This is a genomic window from Aeromonas sp. QDB68, from assembly GCF_027707405.1.
GTDB classification, from domain to species: Bacteria; Pseudomonadota; Gammaproteobacteria; order Enterobacterales; family Aeromonadaceae; genus Aeromonas; species Aeromonas caviae.
Window position 1 is genome coordinate 42,336 of sequence record NZ_JAPCIQ010000020.1, and the last position, 19,971, is coordinate 62,306.

Below are 19,971 nucleotides of genomic sequence, written 5' to 3' on the forward strand. Positions count from 1 at the left end.
GTCGTTTACTCTTGAAACACGATTTTTTAACGAGCAGTCAGCCCCCGATGAGCGATCCCCACAAGCGCAATCCCGTACACCTCAGTGTCGAGACCATGGCCCATGACAAGAGCAAGCCGGAGATCCTCAAGGCCGAGATCGTGGCCGAGAGCCGGCTGTTCAAGGTGGAATCCCTTCACCTGAAATTCTCCAACGGCGAGGAGCGGGTCTACGAGCGGATGCGCGGCGGCAATCGGGGTGCCGTCATGGTGGTGCCCCTGTTCGATGCCCACACCCTGCTGCTGGTGCGCGAGTACGCGGCGGGCACCCACTCCTACGAGCTGGGTTTCCCCAAGGGATTGATAGACCCCGGTGAAAATGCCTTCGAGGCGGGCAACCGGGAGCTGATGGAGGAGGCGGGCTTCGGGGCGAGCAGCCTGACCCTGCTCAAGCAGGTGTCGCTGGCGCCGGGGTATTTCTCCAGCCGGATGGACATCTTGCTGGCGCGGGATCTCTACCCCGAGCAGCGGGTCGGTGACGAGCCCGAGCCTCTCGAGGTGATCCCCTGGCCCCTCAACCGGATCGACGAGTTGCTGGCACGACCGGACTTCACCGAGTCGCGCAGCATCAGTGCCCTGCTGCTGGCCAGCAAATGGCTGGCGGAGCAGGGAAATTAGCCCGCAGAGGGTCTGTTTGGCAATCAGAGGCAGAGGTAAGCACCATGCAGGAGTTGTTGGCCTGGATACCCGAGGTCAAGGAGATCGCCCGTGAGGCGGGCAGGATCCTTCACGAGATCTATCGCGGCGGTCAGTTCGAACGCCAGTTGAAGGAGGATGCGACCCCGGTCACCAGTGCCGATCTTGCTGCCGATGCCTACCTCAAACAGGCGCTGGCAGCGCTCACTCCCCATGTCCCCGTGCTGACCGAAGAGGCGGCCGACATCCCCTTCAGCCAGCGTGCGAACTGGCGCCAGTACTGGCTGGTGGACCCGCTGGACGGCACTGGTGAGTTCATCGCAGGCAGCGGCGACTTCGCTACCCTGATCGCCCTGGTGCGGGACAATGTCCCGGTGCTCGGGGTCATCTATGCCCCCGAATCCGATCTGCTCTACTGGGCGGTGCGTGGTCACGGCGCCTTCAAGGAGGCGAACGGCGAGAGCCGTCCCATCAGCGCCATCCATCATGAACACGATCAGCCAGACTCCCTGGTGGTGGCCATCAGCCGCCGCCAGAAACTGGAGAACCTGACCCGTCGCCTCAACCCGGCCATCCACTACGAGCTGATCCCGCTCGGCTCCAGCTCCCTCAAGTCCTGCCTGGTGGCGGAAGGCGTGGCGGATTGCTACGTGCGCCTGGGCCCCACCGGGGAGTGGGATACCGCTGCCGCCCAGTGCATCGTGGAGGCGGCAGGGGGGCGCATCCTCAGCCTGGCGCTGCAACCGCTGAGCTACAACGAGACCGAGTCGCTGGAGAACCCGGACTTCATCGTGATGGGGGACCCGGATCTCGCCTGGGGTCGCATTCTGGCCCACTGACGGGTCGACCAGCTCGCAGGGAATGCAATCAGGCGACCACAGGGTCGCCTGATTGCATTGGTGTGATCCACTGGCTGGTTACGGGGATTTTAGGGAGATTCGCTAGTGATGGCGATAACGGCAGTGGATCATCACATCCAATCTGGCTGCACTGGCATAAATTTCATTTAATTCTGAAAACATGCATTTCATCGAAACAAAAAATCGACGTCGGTTTTAATTTTGGTTTTATATTCCTAACTTTTGGTTAATGTCAGGATTAATCGAATAATCCGGGGTGAAATTTCCTCCCAATCTCACTGGTGGAACAGGGCTTTGCCAGTGAGATCTGCCAGTCTCCCTTTTTGAGAATTAAATGCTAAAGGAGCACAATCTTTTTAGATTTTAATACTACGTAAAAGTGATTTATCGATGAGTTTATCTGCAGACGTCTCACGGGAGCTGTCCGGTTCCCCCTCCACCATGGCCAGCACCGGCTGGCGTCGCCACGACACCCACTGGGTCATCAGCCTGTTCGGCACCGCCGTCGGCGCCGGCATCCTGTTCCTGCCCATCAACCTGGGTCTGGGGGGGATCTGGCCCCTCATCATCGTCGCCGTGCTGGCCGGTCCCATGACCTTCCTCGCCCACCGCGGGCTGGCGCGTTTCGTGCTCTCGTCGTCGCGCCCCCAGGCCGACTTCACCGAGGTGGCCGAGGAGCACTTCGGCAAGATGGCCGGGCGCCTCATCTCGGCGCTCTATTTCCTCTCCATCTTCCCGATCCTGCTCATCTACGGCGTCGGGCTGACCAACACGGTGGAGAGCTTCATGGTCAATCAGCTCGGCCTGGCCTCCCCGGATCGGGTGATGCTCTCCGGCGTGCTGGTGTTCGCCATGATCGCCGTGATGCTGGCCGGCGAGAAGGCGATGCTGCGGGCCTTCGCCGTCATGGTCTACCCGCTGGCCGCTATCCTGCTGGCCCTCTCCTGCTACCTCATTCCCCAGTGGCAGTGGCCGGAAGTGACCGCCTTTGAAGGCACGAGCTTCCTCAACACCGTCTGGCTGGCGCTGCCGGTCACCGTGTTCGCCTTCAGCCACGCCGCCGCCATCTCGGGCTTTGCCAACGTGCAGCGCCGGGAATACGGGGAGCAGGCCGAAACCAAGAGCGGCCTGATCCTGCGCAACACCACCGTCATGCTGGTGGGCTTCGTGCTCTTCTTCGTCTTCTCCTGCGTGCTGAGCCTCTCCCCGGCCCAGCTGGCCGAGGCCAAGGCCCAGAACGTCTCCGTGCTCTCCTATCTCGCCAACATCACCGACAACCCGGTGATCGTGACCCTGGGGCCGCTGATCGCCTTCATCGCCATCAGCTCCTCCTTCCTCGGCCACTTCCTCGGTGCCCGCGAGAGCCTGAAAAGCCTGATCGCCAAGCCCACCGGCCTGCCGCTGGCGAAGGCGGACAAGCTCGGCATCGCCCTGATGTTCTTCGCCATCTGGGGCGCCGCCATCATCAACCCGGGCATTCTGGGGTTGATGGAGACCCTCTCCGGCCCCGTCATCGCCATGATCCTCTTCATCATGCCGGTGGTGGCCATCTACAAGGTGGAGGCGCTGGCCCGCTTCCGTCACCGTTGGGTCAACGGCTTCATCCTGCTGACCGGTGCCCTGGCGGTCTCGGCCCTGCTGTTCAGCCTGCTGAAATAAGCCAGGCCGTCAGCATCAAACAAGAGAGGCGACCCCGGGGGGCGCCTCTCTTGTTTCTGCTCTCTGGTTGCCTTGCTGTCGTCTCACCCCAGCTTGGCGCCGTTCTCCACCGTCTGCTCGGGGATGGCGATCACCACGGCGCCATCCGGGCGATAGAAGCCGGTCAGCAGAAACTCCGACTGCATGGGGCCTATCTGCTTGGGGGGAAAGTTCACCACGGCGACGATCTGGCGGCCCACCAGATCCTCCGGTCGATAGAGGTCGGTGATCTGGGCGCTGCTCTTGCGCACCCCGAGCTCGGGGCCGAAATCCGCCCACACCTTGTAGGCGGGGCGGCGCGCCTCGGGGAAGGGCTCGACCCGCACCAGGGTGCCCACCCTGAGCTCCACCATCTCGAAATCCTGCCAGCTTATGGTCTGCATCTTGGCTCCTCGTTGCTCATACCTTGCATGAGCCTCAGCATGCCTCGAATGCCCGGGGATTGTCTTCGGCAAAGAGCCGACCGATTACGGCAGGCAGCCGTTTTGCCGGCGCCAGAGGGAAGGGGTCAGTCCGGTCTCGGCCAGGAAGCGCTCGGCAAAGGCTCCCTTGTTCTGGTAGCCGCAGCGGCTGGCCACTTCGCCGACTGGCAGCCGGGTGCGAGCGAGCAGGGTGCGGGCCAGTGCCATACGCCGCATCCTGAGGTAGTGAGAGACGCTCGTGCCCACCTGCTGGCGAAAAGCGTGTTTGAACTGGCTCAGGCCGAGGCAGGCGATGGCGGCGAGTTCCTCGTTGGTGAGGGGGTCTGCGAGGTGGGCTTCCATATGACGCTGCACCTTGGCGATACGAGGGGCTATGCGGGGAGCGACGGCGGGGCCCATGCCGCGTCCCTCGGTCAGCAGCCCGAGCCACACCTGATCCATGCCGGCCACGTGGCGCCCCTCGGCCACCATGCGGTGCAGGAAGGCGAGGTAGTGGCGCTGAGCCTCATCCAGCTCGACGAAGGGGTGGTCCCCCAGGGCTGCCGGCAGCCAGTGGCTCTCCTGCACCAGAAACACGTGCGCCGGGTCGGCGGCGTAGTCGTGGCGAAGGCCAGGGGCGATGATGCAGGCAAAACCGGGGGCGAGGCGACATCCCCGGCCCTGCACCTCGATCTCGAGGGGGCCGACGAGGGGGATCACCAGCTGGGCGTGGTCATGACTGTGGCTCTGCATGTCGCTCTGGTAGTGACGCAGGCTGAAGGGGGAGGCGGCAGATAAGCATGACGCGGCACCGGGCCGCGTCATTGAAAGGGATGCATCGTTTGCCATGGGCAGCCGCATTACTCGGCGTCGAAGTCTTCGATCTCTTTGCCAAGGGCTTCCATGATGGCGCGGGCCTCGGCGGGGACGCTGTCCGGGTGATCCTTGCGCAGGTCGTCGTCACAGGGCAGCGGCTGGCCGGTGAAGGCGTGCAGGAAGGCTTCGCAGAGCAGCTCGCTGTTGGTCGCATGACGCAGGTTGTTCACCTGGCGACGGGTGCGCTCATCGGTCAACACCTTCAGCACCTTGAGCGGGATCGAGACGGTTATCTTCTTGACCTGTTCGCTCTTCTTGCCGTGCTCTGCATAGGGGCTGACGTAGTCGCCGTTCCACTCTGTACCCATGTTCCACCTGTAGTCGTTTGGCCGTGAGCGCGGATTTTAACCCTTAAGGAATTCAATGGCAATCCAACAGCAAAGCCATTTAGACGTCTAGAAGTGTTGACGGCTTTTTTAAGGTGGCGTAGTGTGGTGCACCATGGGCCGGCAGTCCGGCCAGCGAAAATGAGAGCGGGGCTGGACGACCCACGAGGCGGACCGGCTCCGGCAACCCATCAAGGAGAGTGACATGACCCACAAGGCCACCCTGGCGGTACGCACCGGGATTGAGACAGACACGCAGCACGGTGCAGTGGTGCCCCCCATCTACCTCTCCAGCAACTACACCTTTGCCGACTTTGGCGAGCCCCGTCAATACGACTATGCCCGTTCCGGCAACCCGACCCGCACCAATCTGGCGGACGCCCTGGCGGCCCTGGAAGGGGGAGCCGGCGCCGTGGTGACCGGCACCGGCATGGGGGCCGTTCACCTGGTGACCACGGCTCTGCTCAAGGCGGGGGATCTGCTGATCGCCCCCCACGACTGCTACGGCGGCACCTGGCGCCTGTTCGAGTATCTGGCGGCCAAGGGCCACTACCAGGTGCAGTTCGTGGATCAGGGAGACGAGGTGGCGCTGGCCGCCGCGCTGGCCCAGAAACCCGCACTGGTGTGGGTGGAGACCCCCTCCAACCCGCTGCTGCGGGTGGTGGATATCGCCGCCATCGCCGAGGCCTCCCACGGGGTGGGGGCCCAGGTGGTGGTGGACAACACCTTCCTCTCCCCCTTGCTGCAACAGCCCCTGGCCCTTGGTGCCGACGTGGTGGTCCACTCCACCACCAAGTACATCAACGGCCACTCCGACGTGGTAGGAGGTGTGGCGATCGCCAAGGATCAGGCTCTGGCCGACTCCCTGGTGTGGTGGGCCAACTGCCTGGGGCTCACCTCCGGTGCCTTTGACTCCTACCTCACCCTGCGGGGCCTGCGCACCCTGGCCCCGCGCCTGCGCACCCATCAGGAGAACACGGATCGCATCCTCGCCTTCTTGCAGCAGCAGCCGCTGGTCAAGCGTATCTATCACCCCAGCCTGCCGAGCCATCCGGGCCACGACATTGCGCGCCGTCAACAGTCCGGCTTTGGCGCCATGCTAAGTTTTGAGCTCGATTGCAACGAGACGGGGCTGCGTGCCTTCCTCGCGGGGCTGCGCCTCTTCTCGGTGGCGGAGTCCCTCGGCGGTGTGGAGAGTCTGGTGGCCCATCCGGCCAGCATGACCCACAGGGCCATGACCCCGGCGGCCCAGCAGGCGGCGGGTATCAGTGCCCAGTTGCTGCGCCTGTCGGTGGGGATCGAACACGGTGAGGATCTGGTGGCCGATCTGGCCCAGGGGTTTGAACAGGCGCAGTTGGCACAACAGGCAGAGCAGGTGAAGTAATGGAACAACAACAAGGAGAGTGTGTGGTGGCAACAGAGGCAGTCTTCAAGCGGCGCCATGTACACAAGTTCGGCGGCAGCAGCCTGGCGGATCCGGTCTGTTATCGCCGGGTCGCCAGCATCGTCGAGCAACAGGTGGGGGGCAACGAGCTGGTGGTGGTCTCCGCCGCGGGCAAGACCACCAACCGGCTGATCCAGCTGGTGGAGCTGGCGGAAGCGGGGGATGAGGCCGCAGGCGAAGCCATCACCGCCCTGCACGCCTATCAGCAAAGCCTGATCGACGGCCTGCTGGAAGGGGAGCTTCACCTCGATCTGAGCCAGCAACTGACGGACGACATGCAGCTGATCGCCAAGACCCTGGAGGGGCAGTTTGACCGCTTCGAGCGCAACGGCCTGCTCGCCTTTGGCGAGGTGTGGTCCGCCCGCCTGCTGGCTGCCCTGCTCACCAGCCGGGGTGAGGCGGCCACCTGGCTCGATGCTCGCAGCTTCCTGCGCGCAGAAGACGGCGCCCTCATCAAGGTGGATACCGCCCTCTCCAGCGAGCTGCTCAAGGCCCGCCTGGCCGAGCACGCCGGTCGCATCGTGGTGACCGGCTTCATTGCCGCCGACATGGAGGGGCGTTCCCTGCTGCTGGGACGCAACGGCTCCGACTACAGTGCCAGCCTCCTGGCGGCGCTGGCGGACGGCGAGTCCACCACCATCTGGAGCGACGTGGCCGGGGTCTACAGTGCCGACCCGCGCCGGGTGAAAGAGGCTCGTCTGCTGGAGCGCCTGAGCCTGGCCGAGGCCAACGAGCTGGCGCGCCTGGGCTCCTCGGTGCTGCATTCGCGTACCCTGCAGCCGGTGGCCGACAGCCGTCAGCGCCTCACCCTGCGCTGCAGCTACAATCCGGACGAAGGCTGCACCCACATCCTGCGCCGTGCGCCCCGCTCCGGCGGTGCCCGCATCGTCTCCTCGGTGGATCAGATAGCCCTCATCGAGCTCAAGGTGCTGCCGCAGACTGACTTTGAGCAGACAGTGGCGGCCATCGAGGCCCATCTGGCCCGCCATCGCCTCCATCCGCTCACCCTGCAGCGCCAGCCGGATCGGCGGGTGCTGCGTCTGGCCTACACCCTGGAGGTGGCACAAGGGGCCTTCGAGGTGCTCCGTGACTTCCAGTTGCAGGGCAACTTTACCGGCCTCATCCAGAAGGAGGGGTTCAGCCTGGTCGCCCTGGTGGGGGCCGGCGTCACCGACAACGCCGAGCAGTGCCACCGCTTCTACCAGCTGCTGGCGGATCAGCCTCTCGAGTTCGTGCAGGTGGCCAAAGACGGCCTGAGCCTGGTGGCCGTGCTGCGCCAGATCGTGCTGGAGCCGCTGCTCATCGCTCTGCACAGTGCCCTGTTCAGCCGCCCGACCCGGGTCGGGCTGGTGGTGTTCGGCAAAGGCAATATCGGCGGTCACTGGCTGGGGCTCTACGCCCGCGAGCAGGCGCGCCTCGAGCATGAGCTCAATCTGGCGCTCACCCTCTATGGGGTCTTCGACTCCAAGGGCGGGCTGCTGGACGAAGAGGGGCTGGATCCCCTCAAGGTACAGGACAACTTCCATCCCAAGCCGCTCATCTGGCCGGAGCTGCTCTCCCAGCTGGAGCAGCACAGTTTTGACTCCCTGATCGCGCTCGACATGACCGCCAGCGAGACGGTGAGCCGCTACTACCCGGACTTTGCCCAGCTCGGCATCCACATCATCGCCGCCAACAAGTTTGCCGGTGCCGCCGACAGCGAGTTTTACCAGCGCATCAAGCAGACCTGCCGCGACCATCAGGTGCAGTGGCGCTACAACGCCACCGTGGGGGCCGGGCTGCCCATCCAGTCCAGCATCCAGATGCTGCGCCAGAGCGGCGACCGCATCCAGGGGGTCTCCGGCATCTTCTCCGGCACCCTCTCCTGGCTGTTCCAGCAGTATGACGGCACTCGCCCCTTCTCCGAACTGGTGGACGAGGCGTGGCAACACGGCCTGACCGAGCCGGATCCCCGGGAGGATCTCTCCGGTCAGGATGTGCGCCGCAAGCTGCTCATCCTGGCGCGGGAGGCGGGCTTCGAGCTCGACTCCGCCGACATCGAGCTGGAGAATCTGGTGCCTGTCACGCTGCGCAAGGTGACCGCCGATGAGTTCATGGACAGGCTCAAGGAGCTGGATGACCCTATCCAGACCGCCTTCGAGGGGGCGCGCCGGGTCGGCAAGGTGCTGCGTTATGTCGCCCGCTTCGAGCACGACGGCAAGGCCCGCGTCGGGCTGGAGGCGCTGGAGCCCCATCACCCGTTTGCCAACCTCTTGCCCTGCGACAACGTGTTCGCCATCGAGAGCGACAGCTATCGCACCAACCCCCTGGTGATCCAGGGGCCGGGAGCGGGCCGGGAAGTGACGGCCGCCGCCATCCAGTACGATCTCTGGCAGATCTGCGCCAGCCTCTGAGGCTGCGTGACACGATGCAATGAGAAGAGGCGCCCCAGGGCGCCTCTTCTGTTATCGGGTGGCGGAGTCACCAGAACAGCCGGCCCAGGAGGGGGGCGAGCAGCACGGTGGCCATGCCGGCGATCATCATCACCATGCTGGAGACCACCCCCTCCTCGTTGCCCATCTGATAGGCCCTGGCTGTCCCGGCCCCGTGGGCCGAGGCACCAAAGCCCGCGCCTTTGCCGAGGCGGCTGCGGATGGCGAGCACGGTGAGCACGCTTTCTCCCACCGCCATGCCGATGACGCCGGTCAGCACCACGAACAGGGCGGTGAGATCGGCGTTGCCACCCACGGAACGGGTCGCCTCCACCGCGAAGGGGGTGGTGATGGATCTCATGGCCATGCTGCGCTGCAACAGCTCGGAGAGGTTGAGCCAGCGGGCCAGCAGCACTGTGCTGCCCACCGCCATCACCACGGACGCCACGACCCCGACCGAGAGGGAGAGCCAGTGGCGGCGCATCAGCTGGCGATTCTCGTAGACGGGCACCGCGAAGGCGACGGTGGCAGGGCCCAGCAGCCAGAGCAGCCAGTGGGATTCGGCCATGTAGTCCCGGTAGGGAATGTGGAACAACATCACCACGGCCACCAGCAGGGTGGGGGCCAGCAGCAGCGGCATCAGGGGCAGGATGCGCTTTTTGCCATAGAGCCACTTGCTGGCGTAGTAGAAGAGCAGGGTCAGGGCGAAGCAGAGCAGGCCGAGCAGGGTGTCAGACATGGCGGCGACTCCGGCGGGCCAGCTTCAGCTCGAGGCGATAGACCCTGTCCACCACCAGCGCCGTGGTGCCGAGCACCAGCACGGTGCTGACGATCAGGACCACCATGATGCGCCACCCCTCCTGCAGCAGCAGCTCCTGATAGTTGACCACGGCCACTACGGCAGGGACGAAGAAGAGCAGCATCTCCGCCAGCAGCCAGCGGGCCCCGGCACTGAACCACTGGGCCTTGACCACCCCGAGCAGGATGCAGACCAGCAGCAGCAACATGCCAGTGAGGTTGGCGGGCAGGGGCAGGTGCAAGGTGCGCACTGCGATGTCGGCCAGCAACCAGATGGCCGCCAGCAGGGCGATTTGGAAGGGGGTTTGCAACCAGTGAAGGCAGAGGGTTTTCATGGCAAGCGTCTTTCTGTGAACCTGCTCACAGTATAGAGAGGGACCAAACCTGCAAAAAATGAATTTAAATTATCAAAATCATGCCAAAGAGGCATGATTTAGCCAGCCATTCCCGTCAAGAGAGCACCATGGATATTCGAGCCCTGCGTTACTTCGTCGAGCTGGTGCGGGAGCAGAGCTTCACCCGCGCCTCCGAGAAGCTGTTCGTCACTCAGCCCACCATCAGCAAAATGATCCGCAACATGGAAGAGGAGCTGGGCCAGCCCCTGCTGAGCCGGGTCGGTCGCCGCTTCACCCTGACCGACAGCGGCCAGGTGCTGTTCACTCGGGCCCAGACCATCCTGGCGGAGATGCAGCAGCTGGAGGCGGAGCTGGCGGATCTGCAGAGCCTGCAATCCGGGCGTCTTGCCCTCGGCATCCCGCCCATGGTGGGCCATGTCTATGCGGATCTCATCCGTACCTATCGCAGCCGCTACCCCGGCGTGGAGCTCTCCATCGTCGAATATGGCGGGCGGCGCATCGAGCAGGCGGTGCTGGCGGGGGAGCTGGATCTCGCCATCACCATGCTGCCGACCAGGGAAGAGGGGGCCCTCTGCGCCCTGGATCTGGACAGTTACCCCATCCGGGTGGTGCTGCCGGACCTGCCCCGCTGGCGCGAGGGTGGCGAGATCCGGCTGGAGGCTCTGCGGGACGAACCCTTCCTGCTCTATACCCAGGCCTTCACCTTGAGCGAGCGGCTGGAGCAGGCCTGCGAGCAAGCCGGGTTCGTGCCCCAGGTGGCGGCCCGCAGCAGCCAGTGGGACTTCCTCACCGCCATGGTGCGAAGCGGCATGGGGGTCGCCTTCCTGCCGGAGCCCATCTGCCGGCGGCTGACGCCGGACGGCCTGGTGTTGCGCCCTCTGGCCCCGGAGCTGAGCTGGCGACTCGGGGTGATCTGGCCAGGGGATCGCTACCTCTCCCGCACCGCCGAGGCCTGGCTTGCCCTGTGCCGCGAACAGGGCTGAGGAGCAGGTCTGGGGTTAGGGGGTCCCCGGTGACGCCATGCCTGTGACGAAGCGGGCATAGGCTGCGGAGTGTCGCACCTCCTCAATCTCGTCCCACACCTGTTGGCTGAGATCGGGGTGGGCTTGATGGAAGGGGTGGGAGAAGATGAGGTAGTAGGGTTTTTCGACCAGGGGAGGGGTGATCCGCTCGAGTGTGGCCTGCAGCTGCGGGTGGGCGGCTAGGGTCCGTTCTGCGACCCCGGTTTGCAGGGCGGCGGCAACGGCGCGCTGCATCGCGACCTTCTTGAGCAGGATCAGTGGTTCCCTGCTGGAGTCATCCACCCTGACACCGCTCTCCTGCAGCTGGGCGACGATGGAGAAACCGGACTGCGCCGCAATGACGCCCCGGGCGACGAGCTGCCGGCCATCCCAGCGAACCTGTCCGCCTTTTGGCTGGTAGAGGCTGTAGCTCTCGGTGAGCAGGCGCTTGGCGGGATCAGGTGCCCCGTGTCGCATGGGATAGACCCCTATGGTGCGAGCACGCTCTTCGCTGTAGCTCAGCTTGACGGCCGCATCGAGCTGGCCCTGGCTGACGAGGGAGAGGCAGCGTTTCCAGGGAAGGGGGGTGAGAATGATGGGGTGCCCGATCCGGTTTGCCACCTCCTTGAGGTGGAACTGCACTATCCCCTCGCCGGACATCAGCAACCAGGGAGGCGAATCACTGTTCTCCATGCAGGCACGAATGCTGCCGGGGGCGGCCATGACGCAGGTCGGCAGCAACCAGAGCAGCAGCGCCAGGCAGAGAGTGCGCAAGGGGAGCCTGCCTGACAGGGGAGAACCGGCGAGCCAGTCAGGGAGCGATGCCAAAGTCATCCCTCATCGGGTCATAGAGATAGGAGCGGTAGTCGGTGCTCTCGTCGGGCAGCTGCGGGTTGGTCAGCCGGAAGATCTGGCGTGAATCGAGCCGGGCAAAGACCAGGGAAGGCTGGAAATGATGGCGCCAGAGGCGCTGCAGGGAGCCATCTTTCCATGCCAGTTGCAGGCCGCGCAAAAGGCGCTCGCGCTCCTTGCTGTAGGTGGCGTGGCTGTAGAGGGAGTGGATGAGCGGATAGAAGAGGGCGACATGGCTATCCACGGTCAGCCCCGGCAGGCCGGGTCTGTGGTTTTTCCACTCGCTCAATATCTCGTTGGCACCACGGCAGAAGAGATCGATCCGGCCACGGGCCACCAGGCGAAACAGTGACTCATAGTTATCCACCTCCTGCACCCTGAAGCCGTTGTAGCGCAGGATGTCGGCATCCCGCCAGCCGGTGCCCACCCCTTGCGTGAACTGCTGCAACTGGGACAGGGTGTGAACCCCGGCCAGGGCCTGGGCACGGGCGCTGCCGACAAAACAGACCCGGTAGCCGAGCACGCCCAGATCGATGGGGAAGGGGACCAGGCTGACGCCGGGTTGAGGGATCTCCTGGGGCCAGCTGTCGACGATGAAGAGGGCATTCTTGTCCGGCGTTTGCACTTCGAGCCGCATCCTCGCCTTGTTCATCCTGATGGCATCGAGCAGTTCATAGTCGCCGTAATCGGGCCGTGTTTTCTCCAGCGCCAGCCTCATCGCCGCCCGGTAATAATTCATGCGGACATCCTGTTGGGGTTCCCCTGTGATCAGGGTGAAGCGGGTGGCCGCCATCGTGAGGGACGGGAGGGAGAGGGCGAGCAAAAGGAGCAGGATTCGATGCATCTTGACCGGGTTCGGCAACGGGATTGTGCCCAGTATAGACGGGCCATTCCCGTCGACACAGCGCTATCAGGCTCTGGCAGATCTGACCTCTTGAGAAGGGGGTCATGCGGATTTCATCAAGAGACCCAGGCGACGACATAGCTGGCGCAGCGTCTGGTTGTCGAGGCAGCCAAAGCCGAGCAGCCACCCTTCCAGCGTCGGCGGGCCCAGGTAGAACTGGCCCAGATGGCGCAGCCCCAGCCCGCAGGCGTTGGCGGCATCGGTCCAGCGCACCTCTCCACCGGGGGGCAGCAGCACGGCGCACTGCAGGCCGGCACCGCTGTGGATGGGGGTGAGCCCCGGGCAGTGCTCGGCCAGTTCCGCCAGCAGCAGATCCCGTCTGCTCTGGTAGAGGAGGCGGCTCTGGCGCAGGTGGGTGGCGAAGTGCCCGCCCCGGATGAAGTCTGCCGTGACCGCTTGCTGCAACTGGTTGCTGTGGCCGTCGACGGCGGCCCGGGCGCGGCAGAAGGAGTCCATCAGCGGCCTGGGCAGCACCAGGTAGGCGAGGCGCAGCGAGCCGAACAGCACCTTGCTGAAGGTGCCCACATAGATCACCCGCCCCTGGCCGTCGAGCCCCTGCAGGGCGGGCAGGGGACGCTGATCATACTGGTACTCCCCGTCGTAATCGTCCTCCAGGATCCAGGCGCCGTGACGCTCTGCCTCGGCCAGCAGCGCCATGCGGCGGGGCAGGCTCATGGGGACGCCAAGGGGATACTGGTGTGCCGGGGTGCAGTAGATGAGGCGCGGCGCAGGATGATCCCCATGAGGGTTGAGTCCCTCTTCATCCACCGGCACCGGATGTACCCGGGCACCGGCGCTCTCCATGGCGGTGCGAGCCCCGGGATAACCGGGGTCTTCCACCCAGACGGTGTCACCGGCATCGATGAGCAACTGGGTCGCCAGCAGGATCCCCTGCTGGGAGCTGGTGAGGATCAGGATCTGATCCGGCTCGCACACCACGCCGCGTGACTGCACCAGATAGCTGCTGATGGCGGCGCGAAGTTCCCCAAGCCCCTGGGGATCCCCGTAGTTCATCCAGTCGCTGGCGCGGTGGCGCCACTGTTGCTGCATCAGCCGACCCCAGAGTGCCTGGGGGAAGAGACGGGGATCCGGCTGGCTGGAAGCAAAGGTGGTGCCCACCTCGGGCACGTCGTGACAGGCGCCACCCAGGGCCATCTCCTGGCCGCGACGGGAGAGGCCAGCCGCTGACTGGGGCGGGCGCGGCGCGGGGCGCACCGCCGCCAGGGCGACAAAGCTGCCGGCGCCCACCTTGCGCACCAGATACCCCTCCGCCTCGAGCCGGCCATAGGCCAGTTCCACCGTGCTGCGGGAGATACCGAGATCCCGGGCCAGGAGGCGGCTGGCGGGCAGGCGGCTGTGCAGGGGCAGGTGGCCCGCCAGGATGGCCTCGCGCAGGGTACGCACCAGTTGTTCGTGCAGGGGCAGATCCCCTTGCTGCTGGCTGGCGAAGAGCGTTGGCAGAACGGTCATGATGCGCTCCCGTTGGCTCGGGGGTTGCGCCTCTTTCGAGGCAGGGATCCTGCCCGCAGGGCATGGCGCGGCTGTGGGGCTGGCGACCGACGGGCAGAGCGGGTGGGGTGGGTGGTCATGGCGGCGGCTCGATGAAATTGGTCTGCCCATATTGGCAAAATTGGTCGGCGTGGCAAGGCCATTTTGTCGCTACATTGGTGGTCACAGGGTGGCGCCAGCGGGCGGCACGGATTGGCAACACAAGGAGTCTGCATGTCGGAATACAGTGCCACCATCAGTTGGCAGCGGGGGGAGCATGAGCCCTTCGTCGATCAGCGTTACAGCCGGGCCCATGAGTGGGCGTTTGATGGCGGGGTCAGGGTGCCGGCCTCCTCCTCTCCCCATGTGGTGCCGCTGCCTTACTCGGTGGCGGAACATGTGGACCCGGAAGAGGCGTTTGTGGCGGCCCTCTCCAGTTGCCACATGCTCACCTTCCTCTGGCTGGCGGCGAAGGCGGGCTATCGGGTTGAGAGCTACCGGGACGACGCGGTCGGCATCATGGCGAAAAACGGGCAAGGTCGCCTCGCCATGACCCGGGTCACGCTGCGTCCCAGGGTGATCTTCGGGGGAGAGCAGGAGCCCGCTCTGGCGGATCTGGAGCAGTTGCACCACCAGGCCCATGAGGAGTGCTTCATCGCCAACTCGGTCAACACCGTCGTCACCACAGAGATCGTCATCTAGTCATCAGGAGCGTTCAGGATGAGTCATGTATTGAGCACAGGGGTGGCAGGGGCCGCCGAAGCCAGCGCCTTTTTCGAGGCCCAACTGAAGTTTCGTACCGATCCGGCGGATCTGGCCGCCGATCTGCTGGCCGGGGCGGCGGGGATCGTGGTCATCGATACCCGCTCCCCCGCACACTATGCCGAGGGGCACATTCCCGGCGCCATCTCCTTCCCCCACAGGACCATGACGGCGTCGACCACGGCGGTACTGGACCGGAACCTGGTGTATGTCTGCTATTGCGACGGCATCGGCTGCAACGGTTCGACCCAGGGGGCCTACAAGCTGGCGTCCCTCGGGTTTGAGGTCAAGGAGTTGATAGGGGGCCTGCACTGGTGGCGTCAGGACGGTTTCGCCGTCGCCACGGGCAGCGAGCCCGGAGTGCTGCTGGAAGGGGGAATTGCCTGTGCCTGTTGAACGTTGCAATGAGGGGGGCGACGCCTCCCTGTCCGGCGCCGCCCTTTTCAACGACTTTGGGCAGCCTCTGGGGCGTGCACTGCCAGAATGGCGCGGCGCCGAGTTCCCTCCCCACCGCGCACTGCATGGCTGGGGCTGTCGTCTCGAGCCCCTTGATCCCGAGCGCCACCTGGGGGATCTGTGGCAGGCATTCAGTGCCGACAGCGGGGCCATGTGGACTTACCTGACCAGCGGCCCTTTCGCGGACGAGACCGCCATGGGGGTCTGGCTGCGGGAGGTTGCCACCAAGCGGGATCCCCAGTTCTACGGCATCATCGACGAGGGGAGCGGACGGGCGCTGGGACTGGCGAGCTACCTGCGCATCGATCCCCTGGCGGGCAGCATCGAGGTGGGCTGGCTGCACTTCTCCCCCGCCATGCAGCAGTCACGGCTGGCGACGGCGGCCATGGTGTTGATGATGGCCAATGCCTTTGCTCTGGGATACCGGCGCTACGAGTGGAAGTGCAATGCCCTGAACCTGCCTTCGCGCCAGGCGGCCCTGCGCCTCGGCTTTCACTATGAGGGGACCTTCCGTCAGGCGCGGGTGGACAAGGGACACAACCGGGATACGGCCTGGTTCTCCGTCATCGACAGCGAGTGGCCCGCCCTGAAAGGGTGCTTCGAGCGCTGGCTGGAGGACGGCAACTTCGACCATGCCGGGCGTCAGCGTCGCCGACTCTCCGAACTGACCGCCGCCTGCCGCTCTGCGGCGTGTTGAGGGCGGCAGATCACCCGCCGGGACGGGGCGGTTTCCGGTGCCGGGGCTTTGGGTATCCTTCGCACACAAGGCGCCAGATCCGGTATCCAGACGCAAGAGGCGCCAGTCATGGCGCCTCTTTTGTTTGTTCAGTCGTGGTGATCGCCGATGGGGGCGGCAATCCAGTTCATCAGGCGCACCATGTCTGCCGGCGCCACCCCGACCGAGAGGCCGCGCTTGCCGCCGCTGACCAGGATCTCGTCGAAGGCCATGGCGGAGTCGTCCAGCACGGTGGGCAACTGCTTCTTCTGGGCCAGGGGGCTGATGCCACCCACCTTGTAGCCGGTCAGCTTCTCGGCGTCGAGCGGCTTCATCATCTCCACCTTCTTGAGCCCGGTCGCCTTGGCGAGTTGCTTGAGGCTGCACATGCCCGATGACGGGACTATGGCGACCACTGCCTGCTTGTCGTGATGGGCGAGCAGGGTCTTGAACACGCGCTCCTCGGGCAGGCCGAGCTGGGTCGCGGCATGCTTGCCGAAATCGTCGTGGGCCTCGCACTCGTAGGGGTAGAGCTTGTGGGGGATCTTCAGCTTCTTCAGCAGGTTGATGGCGGGTGTCATGGGGTCTCCTCGAGCCAGGGCAAGGCCAGACAGTCTGCGCCCGGGCGCCTGATGTGGCAAGTACCTGGCTGCATCAAATGGGACTCGTGTTCGCGTAACCGAGTGCCGGATCCTATGCTCTGAACTCTTGTTCCCGCATTCTCGCGGGGGGCGTCGGCGAACGAAAGGAATCGTAGCCATGAATACCCCAGCAATTCGCGCTCGCGACGTCGAGGCGTTCGATCGTTATGAGTCCCTGGCCCGGCAGACGGCTCTGGAGCGGGCCTACGGCATGGTCGAGTTCGATCTCGATGCGCGCATCGTGTCGGTCAATCCCCTGTTCTGCGACATGCTCGGGTACGAGGCCGAGGCGTTGATCGGTCAATCCCACCTGATGTTGCTGCCGGCGGATCTGCACGTCGGGCACGCGTTCTTCTGGCAGAGGGTGCTGAACGGCGAAATCCACTCGGGGGAATTTCGCCGGATCACGCGAGACGGCGGCACCCTCTGGATCCATGCCACCTACATGCCCATCACCGACGAGGAGGGGTCCCTGCTCGGGGTGATCAAGCTGGCTCACGACATCACTTCCGGGGTACTGGCCAAGCAGCGGGTCGAGCTGCAGAGCCGGCTGTTCGACATCGTCGTGGCCGCCCACCAGAGCTTTCTGCTGGACCGCAACCTCGCATCCGCCTGCGACACCGTCTTCGAGCGGCTGCTGAGTGTCAGCCAGAGCTCCTATGGCTTCATCGGCATCCTCCAGTACGAGGAGGGGAGCCCCAGCCTCTACGTCCCCTCCATCTCCAACGTCTCCTGGGACGAGCAGACCCATGCCTGGTACGAGCAGCAGCGCCAGAATCGGGGAGGGCTCACCTTCAGCAAGCTCGACAATCTGTTCGGCCACGTGGTCACCCACAACGTCCTGGTGTGCTGCAACGATCTGCCTAGCCACCCGGCGAGCCGCGGCGTCTCCCCTCGTGGGCATCCGCATCTGGACAGCTTCCTCGGCATCCCCATCCGCCACAAGGGGGAGGCGATCGGCATGATCGCTCTGGCCAACCGCCCGGGCGGCTTTGACGAGACCCATGTCAGCCTGCTCGAGCCCCTCACCACGGCCCTTGGCACCCTTATCCACGCCCGCAACCTGGAGGACGAGCGCAGCCGCATGGAGCGGGTGCTGCGCTTCAACGCCGAGCACGACTTCTTGACCAAGCTGCCCAACCGCAGCAGCTTTTTCCAGCAGGCCAACGTGTTGCTGGATCACGTCCAGCACCATCCCGCCGAAGGGGAGGCCTGCTGCCTGGCCTTGATAGACATCGACTTCTTCAAGCAAATCAATGATGTATATGGACACCTTGCCGGAGATGCCGTGCTGGCGTCGCTGGCGGGGCTCCTGATGCAGGCGGTGCGCAGCAAGGATCTGGTGGCGCGATTTGGCGGGGAGGAGTTCATCCTGCTGCTGCGGGGCACGACCCTGGAGGAGGCCCATGTCATCATGGAACGCACCCGCCAGCTGGTGGAGCGTCACCACTTTGCCTACCAGCAGCAGGCGATCACCGTCACCATCAGCGTGGGGCTCACCGCCTATCAGATGGGCTATCGCCGCATGGACGACTGGCTGCAGTGCGTGGATCAGCGCCTCTACGAGGCCAAGCGCCGGGGACGCAACCGGGTTGCCTAGGATGCAGGGAGATGAGACAAGAAGGGCGCCATCAAGGCGCCCTTGGTTTGAGGAGCGGCTAGCGCGATGACCTAGAGCGAAGACCCATTGAAGCCCCTTAGTGAGCGCTACTCGATGCGGCGGTAAGGGGGGGGCGGGGAGGAGTTTGCTCTTTTCTCTGCGATGATGTGGGTCAGCCTCGCGGCCGGCAGGGCCTTGTAAAACAGCCAGCCCTGGATGAAGGCGTGCTTGTCGAACGACTCGATCAATCTCAGTTCGTGCGGGCTCTCCACCCCCTCGAAGACGAGCTGCTTGTTCAGCTTGGCGATGCCGTTGAGCATGGAGATGAAGAGATCCCTCTTCAGCTCTTCATGCAGGCCATGAATAAATATCTTGTCCAATTTTATTTCGTCGAAATCGATGGATGTCAGCCAGACAATATTGGATGCTCCGGTACCAAAGTCGTCCAATGATACCTTGAACCCTTTTTTGCGGGCGGCAATGGCGAACTCCGATATTTTCTGGTGGTACTCGTTGATCCTCTCCGTTATTTCAAGCTTGATCTGATGAGGCTTTATATCGTGCAGGATGACTTGTTTATGCAGGTAGTCGAGATATTCCGGTTTGGTGATTTCATAGTTGCTGATATTCAATGACACCATCAGGTTACTGTCTTGCTTGAGCAGGTGCTGCAAATCATGCAGGGCGCGATGAGCAATAAAGAAGGAGATATGCTTATACAGCGCAAGCTTGGTGGCGATGGGAATGAACAGCTCGGGGGAGACCTGGCCATAGAGCTCATCCTTCCAGCGCAGCAGCGCCTCCACACCGACGATGTGATGTTGTACGGCATGCACCACTGGCTGATATTCGAGGTAGAGCTCCTCCCTTTTTATCGCGCGTATCAGACGAAACTCGAGGGAGCGCTTCTCTTCTTGATAGCTGGTGACCGAGAAGGCGATGAGGCCGCCGAAACACAATGCGATGACACAGTACAGCGCGATCAGCAGCGGGTGATAGGCGAGGATGCCTACGCTGTCATTGTAGGTCACGATGCAGTAATCGAAGGTGTCGCTGCACAGCCGGGTCGACAGGGTCGAAAAGTGGTTGCTCGCGGCGGGGGAGCCCGCCAATGAGATGAACTTGTGTTCCCCATTCTTGGTGACGAGCTCATACGAGAAATCCGCGGTGTCCTTGTATATCTGCTCCGCTCTCAGCCGAGAAGAAAACGCCACGACGTTGCCGAGGCGGGTCATATTTCGGATGAGCTGGGAGGGGAAGAGATCGCGCGGCTTGAGATAGACCTCGAATCCGGAGGCCGTGATGAAGTCATGGCGGGGAAGCTGCGATTGTTTCTCCAGGATCCCCCAGTTGGCGGTACAGAGCAGCTTGTCACCCTCGGCGATGCCTATGTCATCGACATAAGGGTAATAGGAGGCGATGATCCTGATTTTATCTATGGTGGGTTTGTTGCATTCGATGAGGGCGGCCTGGTTGACTGCACGTAATGAGGTCGCAAGCTGTAAGGTGACCTCATCCGATTTTATTAACAGGTTTTTTGAGAAAGCCAGCTGCTTGTTTTTCTGAAGTGCCAGGGTGGAAAAATGGCCGACAAGCAAAAATAAGAGCAATGAGATGAAACAGCCTAAATAAAGGTTCTTCGCGGGATCTTGGGGAAGTGGAAGTTGACAGACAGGGTGCTGGTAAACTGGCTGTCTCCAAACACACC

20 protein-coding genes are annotated in these 19,971 nt (G+C 63.8%); 10 read left to right on the forward strand and 10 right to left on the reverse strand.

The genetic code is table 11. The annotated features are described in order from the left end of the window. Positions 1–47 precede the first annotated feature (47 nt). From nudE to PG892_RS08815, 3 genes are all read left to right on the forward strand, one after another. Positions 48–656: an ADP compounds hydrolase NudE gene (gene nudE, locus PG892_RS08805; RefSeq protein WP_039040577.1), complete on the forward strand. Its 609-nt coding sequence runs from the start codon at positions 48–50 to the stop codon at positions 654–656. 44 nt (positions 657–700) lie between these two features. Then, positions 701–1,513: a 3'(2'),5'-bisphosphate nucleotidase CysQ gene (gene cysQ / locus PG892_RS08810; protein ID WP_010675709.1), complete on the forward strand. Its 813-nt coding sequence runs from the start codon at positions 701–703 to the stop codon at positions 1,511–1,513. Positions 1,514–1,924: 411 nt separating this feature from the next. Then, positions 1,925–3,193, forward strand: a complete 1,269-nt coding sequence (locus PG892_RS08815) for an aromatic amino acid transport family protein (RefSeq protein ID WP_029314815.1) — start codon at positions 1,925–1,927, stop codon at positions 3,191–3,193. Positions 3,194–3,276: 83 nt separating this feature from the next. Here PG892_RS08815 and PG892_RS08820 read toward each other — a convergent pair whose 3' ends face one another. The 3 genes from PG892_RS08820 to metJ form a co-directional block, all read right to left on the reverse strand. After that, on the reverse strand, positions 3,277–3,615 hold the full coding sequence (locus PG892_RS08820) for a tRNA-binding protein (RefSeq protein WP_201922334.1): 339 nt from the start codon (positions 3,613–3,615) through the stop codon (positions 3,277–3,279). A gap of 84 nt (positions 3,616–3,699) precedes the next feature. Then, the gene (locus tag PG892_RS08825) at positions 3,700–4,458 is read right to left on the reverse strand and encodes an AraC family transcriptional regulator (RefSeq protein WP_270825328.1); all 759 of its coding nucleotides are present in this window, start codon (positions 4,456–4,458) and stop codon (positions 3,700–3,702) included. 35 nt (positions 4,459–4,493) lie between these two features. Next, the gene (metJ, locus tag PG892_RS08830) at positions 4,494–4,817 is read right to left on the reverse strand and encodes a met regulon transcriptional regulator MetJ (protein ID WP_005327165.1); all 324 of its coding nucleotides are present in this window, start codon (positions 4,815–4,817) and stop codon (positions 4,494–4,496) included. Positions 4,818–5,040: 223 nt separating this feature from the next. Between metJ and metB the strand changes: the two genes are divergently transcribed. Both metB and PG892_RS08840 read left to right on the forward strand, forming a co-directional pair. Further along, a complete protein-coding gene (gene metB, locus PG892_RS08835) occupies positions 5,041–6,219 on the forward strand; it encodes a cystathionine gamma-synthase (protein WP_010675705.1) in 1,179 nt (392 codons plus the stop codon). Further along, positions 6,219–8,672 (forward strand): bifunctional aspartate kinase/homoserine dehydrogenase II, encoded by a 2,454-nt coding sequence (locus PG892_RS08840; RefSeq protein ID WP_143237063.1) that lies wholly within the window; start codon positions 6,219–6,221, stop codon positions 8,670–8,672. Before metB ends, PG892_RS08840 begins: the two co-directional genes overlap by 1 nt. 67 nt (positions 8,673–8,739) lie before the next feature. Here the strand turns inward: PG892_RS08840 and PG892_RS08845 are convergent, their stop codons facing one another. Continuing rightward, positions 8,740–9,429 carry an LrgB family protein gene (locus PG892_RS08845; protein WP_010675703.1) on the reverse strand — a complete coding sequence of 230 codons (690 nt, stop codon included), beginning with the start codon at positions 9,427–9,429 and terminating at the stop codon, positions 8,740–8,742. After that, positions 9,422–9,823 carry a CidA/LrgA family protein gene (locus tag PG892_RS08850; protein WP_143237064.1) on the reverse strand — a complete coding sequence of 134 codons (402 nt, stop codon included), beginning with the start codon at positions 9,821–9,823 and terminating at the stop codon, positions 9,422–9,424. Before PG892_RS08850 ends, PG892_RS08845 begins: the two co-directional genes overlap by 8 nt. Positions 9,824–9,951: 128 nt before the next feature. On the opposite strand from PG892_RS08850, the gene PG892_RS08855 reads away from it, so the two are divergent. Further along, on the forward strand, positions 9,952–10,827 hold the full coding sequence (locus PG892_RS08855; protein WP_143237065.1) for a LysR family transcriptional regulator: 876 nt from the start codon (positions 9,952–9,954) through the stop codon (positions 10,825–10,827). A gap of 15 nt (positions 10,828–10,842) precedes the next feature. On the opposite strand, the gene PG892_RS08860 is transcribed toward PG892_RS08855, so the two are convergent. The 3 genes from PG892_RS08860 to pdxR form a co-directional block, all read right to left on the reverse strand. Continuing rightward, complete coding sequence (locus PG892_RS08860) at positions 10,843–11,673, reverse strand: substrate-binding periplasmic protein (RefSeq protein WP_234917102.1); 831 nt, start codon at positions 11,671–11,673, stop codon at positions 10,843–10,845. Then, the gene (locus PG892_RS08865; protein WP_143238286.1) at positions 11,657–12,490 is read right to left on the reverse strand and encodes a hypothetical protein; all 834 of its coding nucleotides are present in this window, start codon (positions 12,488–12,490) and stop codon (positions 11,657–11,659) included. Before PG892_RS08865 ends, PG892_RS08860 begins: the two co-directional genes overlap by 17 nt. Before the next feature lie 153 nt (positions 12,491–12,643). After that, on the reverse strand, positions 12,644–14,071 hold the full coding sequence (gene pdxR / locus PG892_RS08870; RefSeq protein ID WP_143237066.1) for a MocR-like pyridoxine biosynthesis transcription factor PdxR: 1,428 nt from the start codon (positions 14,069–14,071) through the stop codon (positions 12,644–12,646). A gap of 252 nt (positions 14,072–14,323) precedes the next feature. On the opposite strand from pdxR, the gene PG892_RS08875 reads away from it, so the two are divergent. Genes PG892_RS08875 through PG892_RS08885 form a run of 3 tightly spaced genes read left to right on the forward strand, consistent with a single transcriptional unit; the run spans position 14,324 to position 16,004 of the window. Next, positions 14,324–14,791 (forward strand): OsmC family protein, encoded by a 468-nt coding sequence (locus PG892_RS08875; RefSeq protein ID WP_041211705.1) that lies wholly within the window; start codon positions 14,324–14,326, stop codon positions 14,789–14,791. Positions 14,792–14,809: 18 nt separating this feature from the next. Further along, positions 14,810–15,247 (forward strand): rhodanese-like domain-containing protein, encoded by a 438-nt coding sequence (locus tag PG892_RS08880; RefSeq protein ID WP_042878345.1) that lies wholly within the window; start codon positions 14,810–14,812, stop codon positions 15,245–15,247. Then, positions 15,237–16,004 carry a GNAT family N-acetyltransferase gene (locus PG892_RS08885; protein WP_223914999.1) on the forward strand — a complete coding sequence of 256 codons (768 nt, stop codon included), beginning with the start codon at positions 15,237–15,239 and terminating at the stop codon, positions 16,002–16,004. The genes PG892_RS08880 and PG892_RS08885 overlap by 11 nt, the downstream gene beginning before the upstream one ends. A 128-nt stretch (positions 16,005–16,132) precedes the next feature. Here PG892_RS08885 and ybaK read toward each other — a convergent pair whose 3' ends face one another. Beyond that, positions 16,133–16,603 (reverse strand): Cys-tRNA(Pro) deacylase, encoded by a 471-nt coding sequence (gene ybaK / locus PG892_RS08890; protein ID WP_041211703.1) that lies wholly within the window; start codon positions 16,601–16,603, stop codon positions 16,133–16,135. A 178-nt stretch (positions 16,604–16,781) separates the two neighbouring features. Between ybaK and PG892_RS08895 the strand changes: the two genes are divergently transcribed. Next, positions 16,782–18,263 carry a GGDEF domain-containing protein gene (locus tag PG892_RS08895; protein ID WP_143237067.1) on the forward strand — a complete coding sequence of 494 codons (1,482 nt, stop codon included), beginning with the start codon at positions 16,782–16,784 and terminating at the stop codon, positions 18,261–18,263. A 107-nt stretch (positions 18,264–18,370) separates the two neighbouring features. On the opposite strand, the gene PG892_RS08900 is transcribed toward PG892_RS08895, so the two are convergent. Further along, the coding region (locus PG892_RS08900; RefSeq protein WP_270825329.1) for an EAL domain-containing protein at positions 18,371–19,971 on the reverse strand (1,601 nt) is incomplete at its 5' end.

What these genes read in the sequence shown, in the direction of transcription:
- nudE (WP_039040577.1), top strand. Translation starts at nt 48, where the DNA reads ATGAGCGATCCCCACAAGCGCAATCCCGTACACCTCAGTGTCGAGACC.
- cysQ (WP_010675709.1), top strand. Translation starts at nt 701, where the DNA reads ATGCAGGAGTTGTTGGCCTGGATACCCGAGGTCAAGGAGATCGCCCGT.
- PG892_RS08815 (WP_029314815.1), top strand. Translation starts at nt 1,925, where the DNA reads ATGAGTTTATCTGCAGACGTCTCACGGGAGCTGTCCGGTTCCCCCTCC.
- PG892_RS08820 (WP_201922334.1), bottom strand. Translation starts at nt 3,615, where the DNA reads ATGCAGACCATAAGCTGGCAGGATTTCGAGATGGTGGAGCTCAGGGTG.
- PG892_RS08825 (WP_270825328.1), bottom strand. Translation starts at nt 4,458, where the DNA reads ATGACGCGGCCCGGTGCCGCGTCATGCTTATCTGCCGCCTCCCCCTTC.
- metJ (WP_005327165.1), bottom strand. Translation starts at nt 4,817, where the DNA reads ATGGGTACAGAGTGGAACGGCGACTACGTCAGCCCCTATGCAGAGCAC.
- metB (WP_010675705.1), top strand. Translation starts at nt 5,041, where the DNA reads ATGACCCACAAGGCCACCCTGGCGGTACGCACCGGGATTGAGACAGAC.
- PG892_RS08840 (WP_143237063.1), top strand. Translation starts at nt 6,219, where the DNA reads ATGGAACAACAACAAGGAGAGTGTGTGGTGGCAACAGAGGCAGTCTTC.
- PG892_RS08845 (WP_010675703.1), bottom strand. Translation starts at nt 9,429, where the DNA reads ATGTCTGACACCCTGCTCGGCCTGCTCTGCTTCGCCCTGACCCTGCTC.
- PG892_RS08850 (WP_143237064.1), bottom strand. Translation starts at nt 9,823, where the DNA reads ATGAAAACCCTCTGCCTTCACTGGTTGCAAACCCCCTTCCAAATCGCC.
- PG892_RS08855 (WP_143237065.1), top strand. Translation starts at nt 9,952, where the DNA reads ATGGATATTCGAGCCCTGCGTTACTTCGTCGAGCTGGTGCGGGAGCAG.
- PG892_RS08865 (WP_143238286.1), bottom strand. Translation starts at nt 12,490, where the DNA reads ATGGCGGCCACCCGCTTCACCCTGATCACAGGGGAACCCCAACAGGAT.
- pdxR (WP_143237066.1), bottom strand. Translation starts at nt 14,071, where the DNA reads ATGACCGTTCTGCCAACGCTCTTCGCCAGCCAGCAGCAAGGGGATCTG.
- PG892_RS08875 (WP_041211705.1), top strand. Translation starts at nt 14,324, where the DNA reads ATGTCGGAATACAGTGCCACCATCAGTTGGCAGCGGGGGGAGCATGAG.
- PG892_RS08880 (WP_042878345.1), top strand. Translation starts at nt 14,810, where the DNA reads ATGAGTCATGTATTGAGCACAGGGGTGGCAGGGGCCGCCGAAGCCAGC.
- ybaK (WP_041211703.1), bottom strand. Translation starts at nt 16,603, where the DNA reads ATGACACCCGCCATCAACCTGCTGAAGAAGCTGAAGATCCCCCACAAG.
- PG892_RS08895 (WP_143237067.1), top strand. Translation starts at nt 16,782, where the DNA reads ATGAATACCCCAGCAATTCGCGCTCGCGACGTCGAGGCGTTCGATCGT.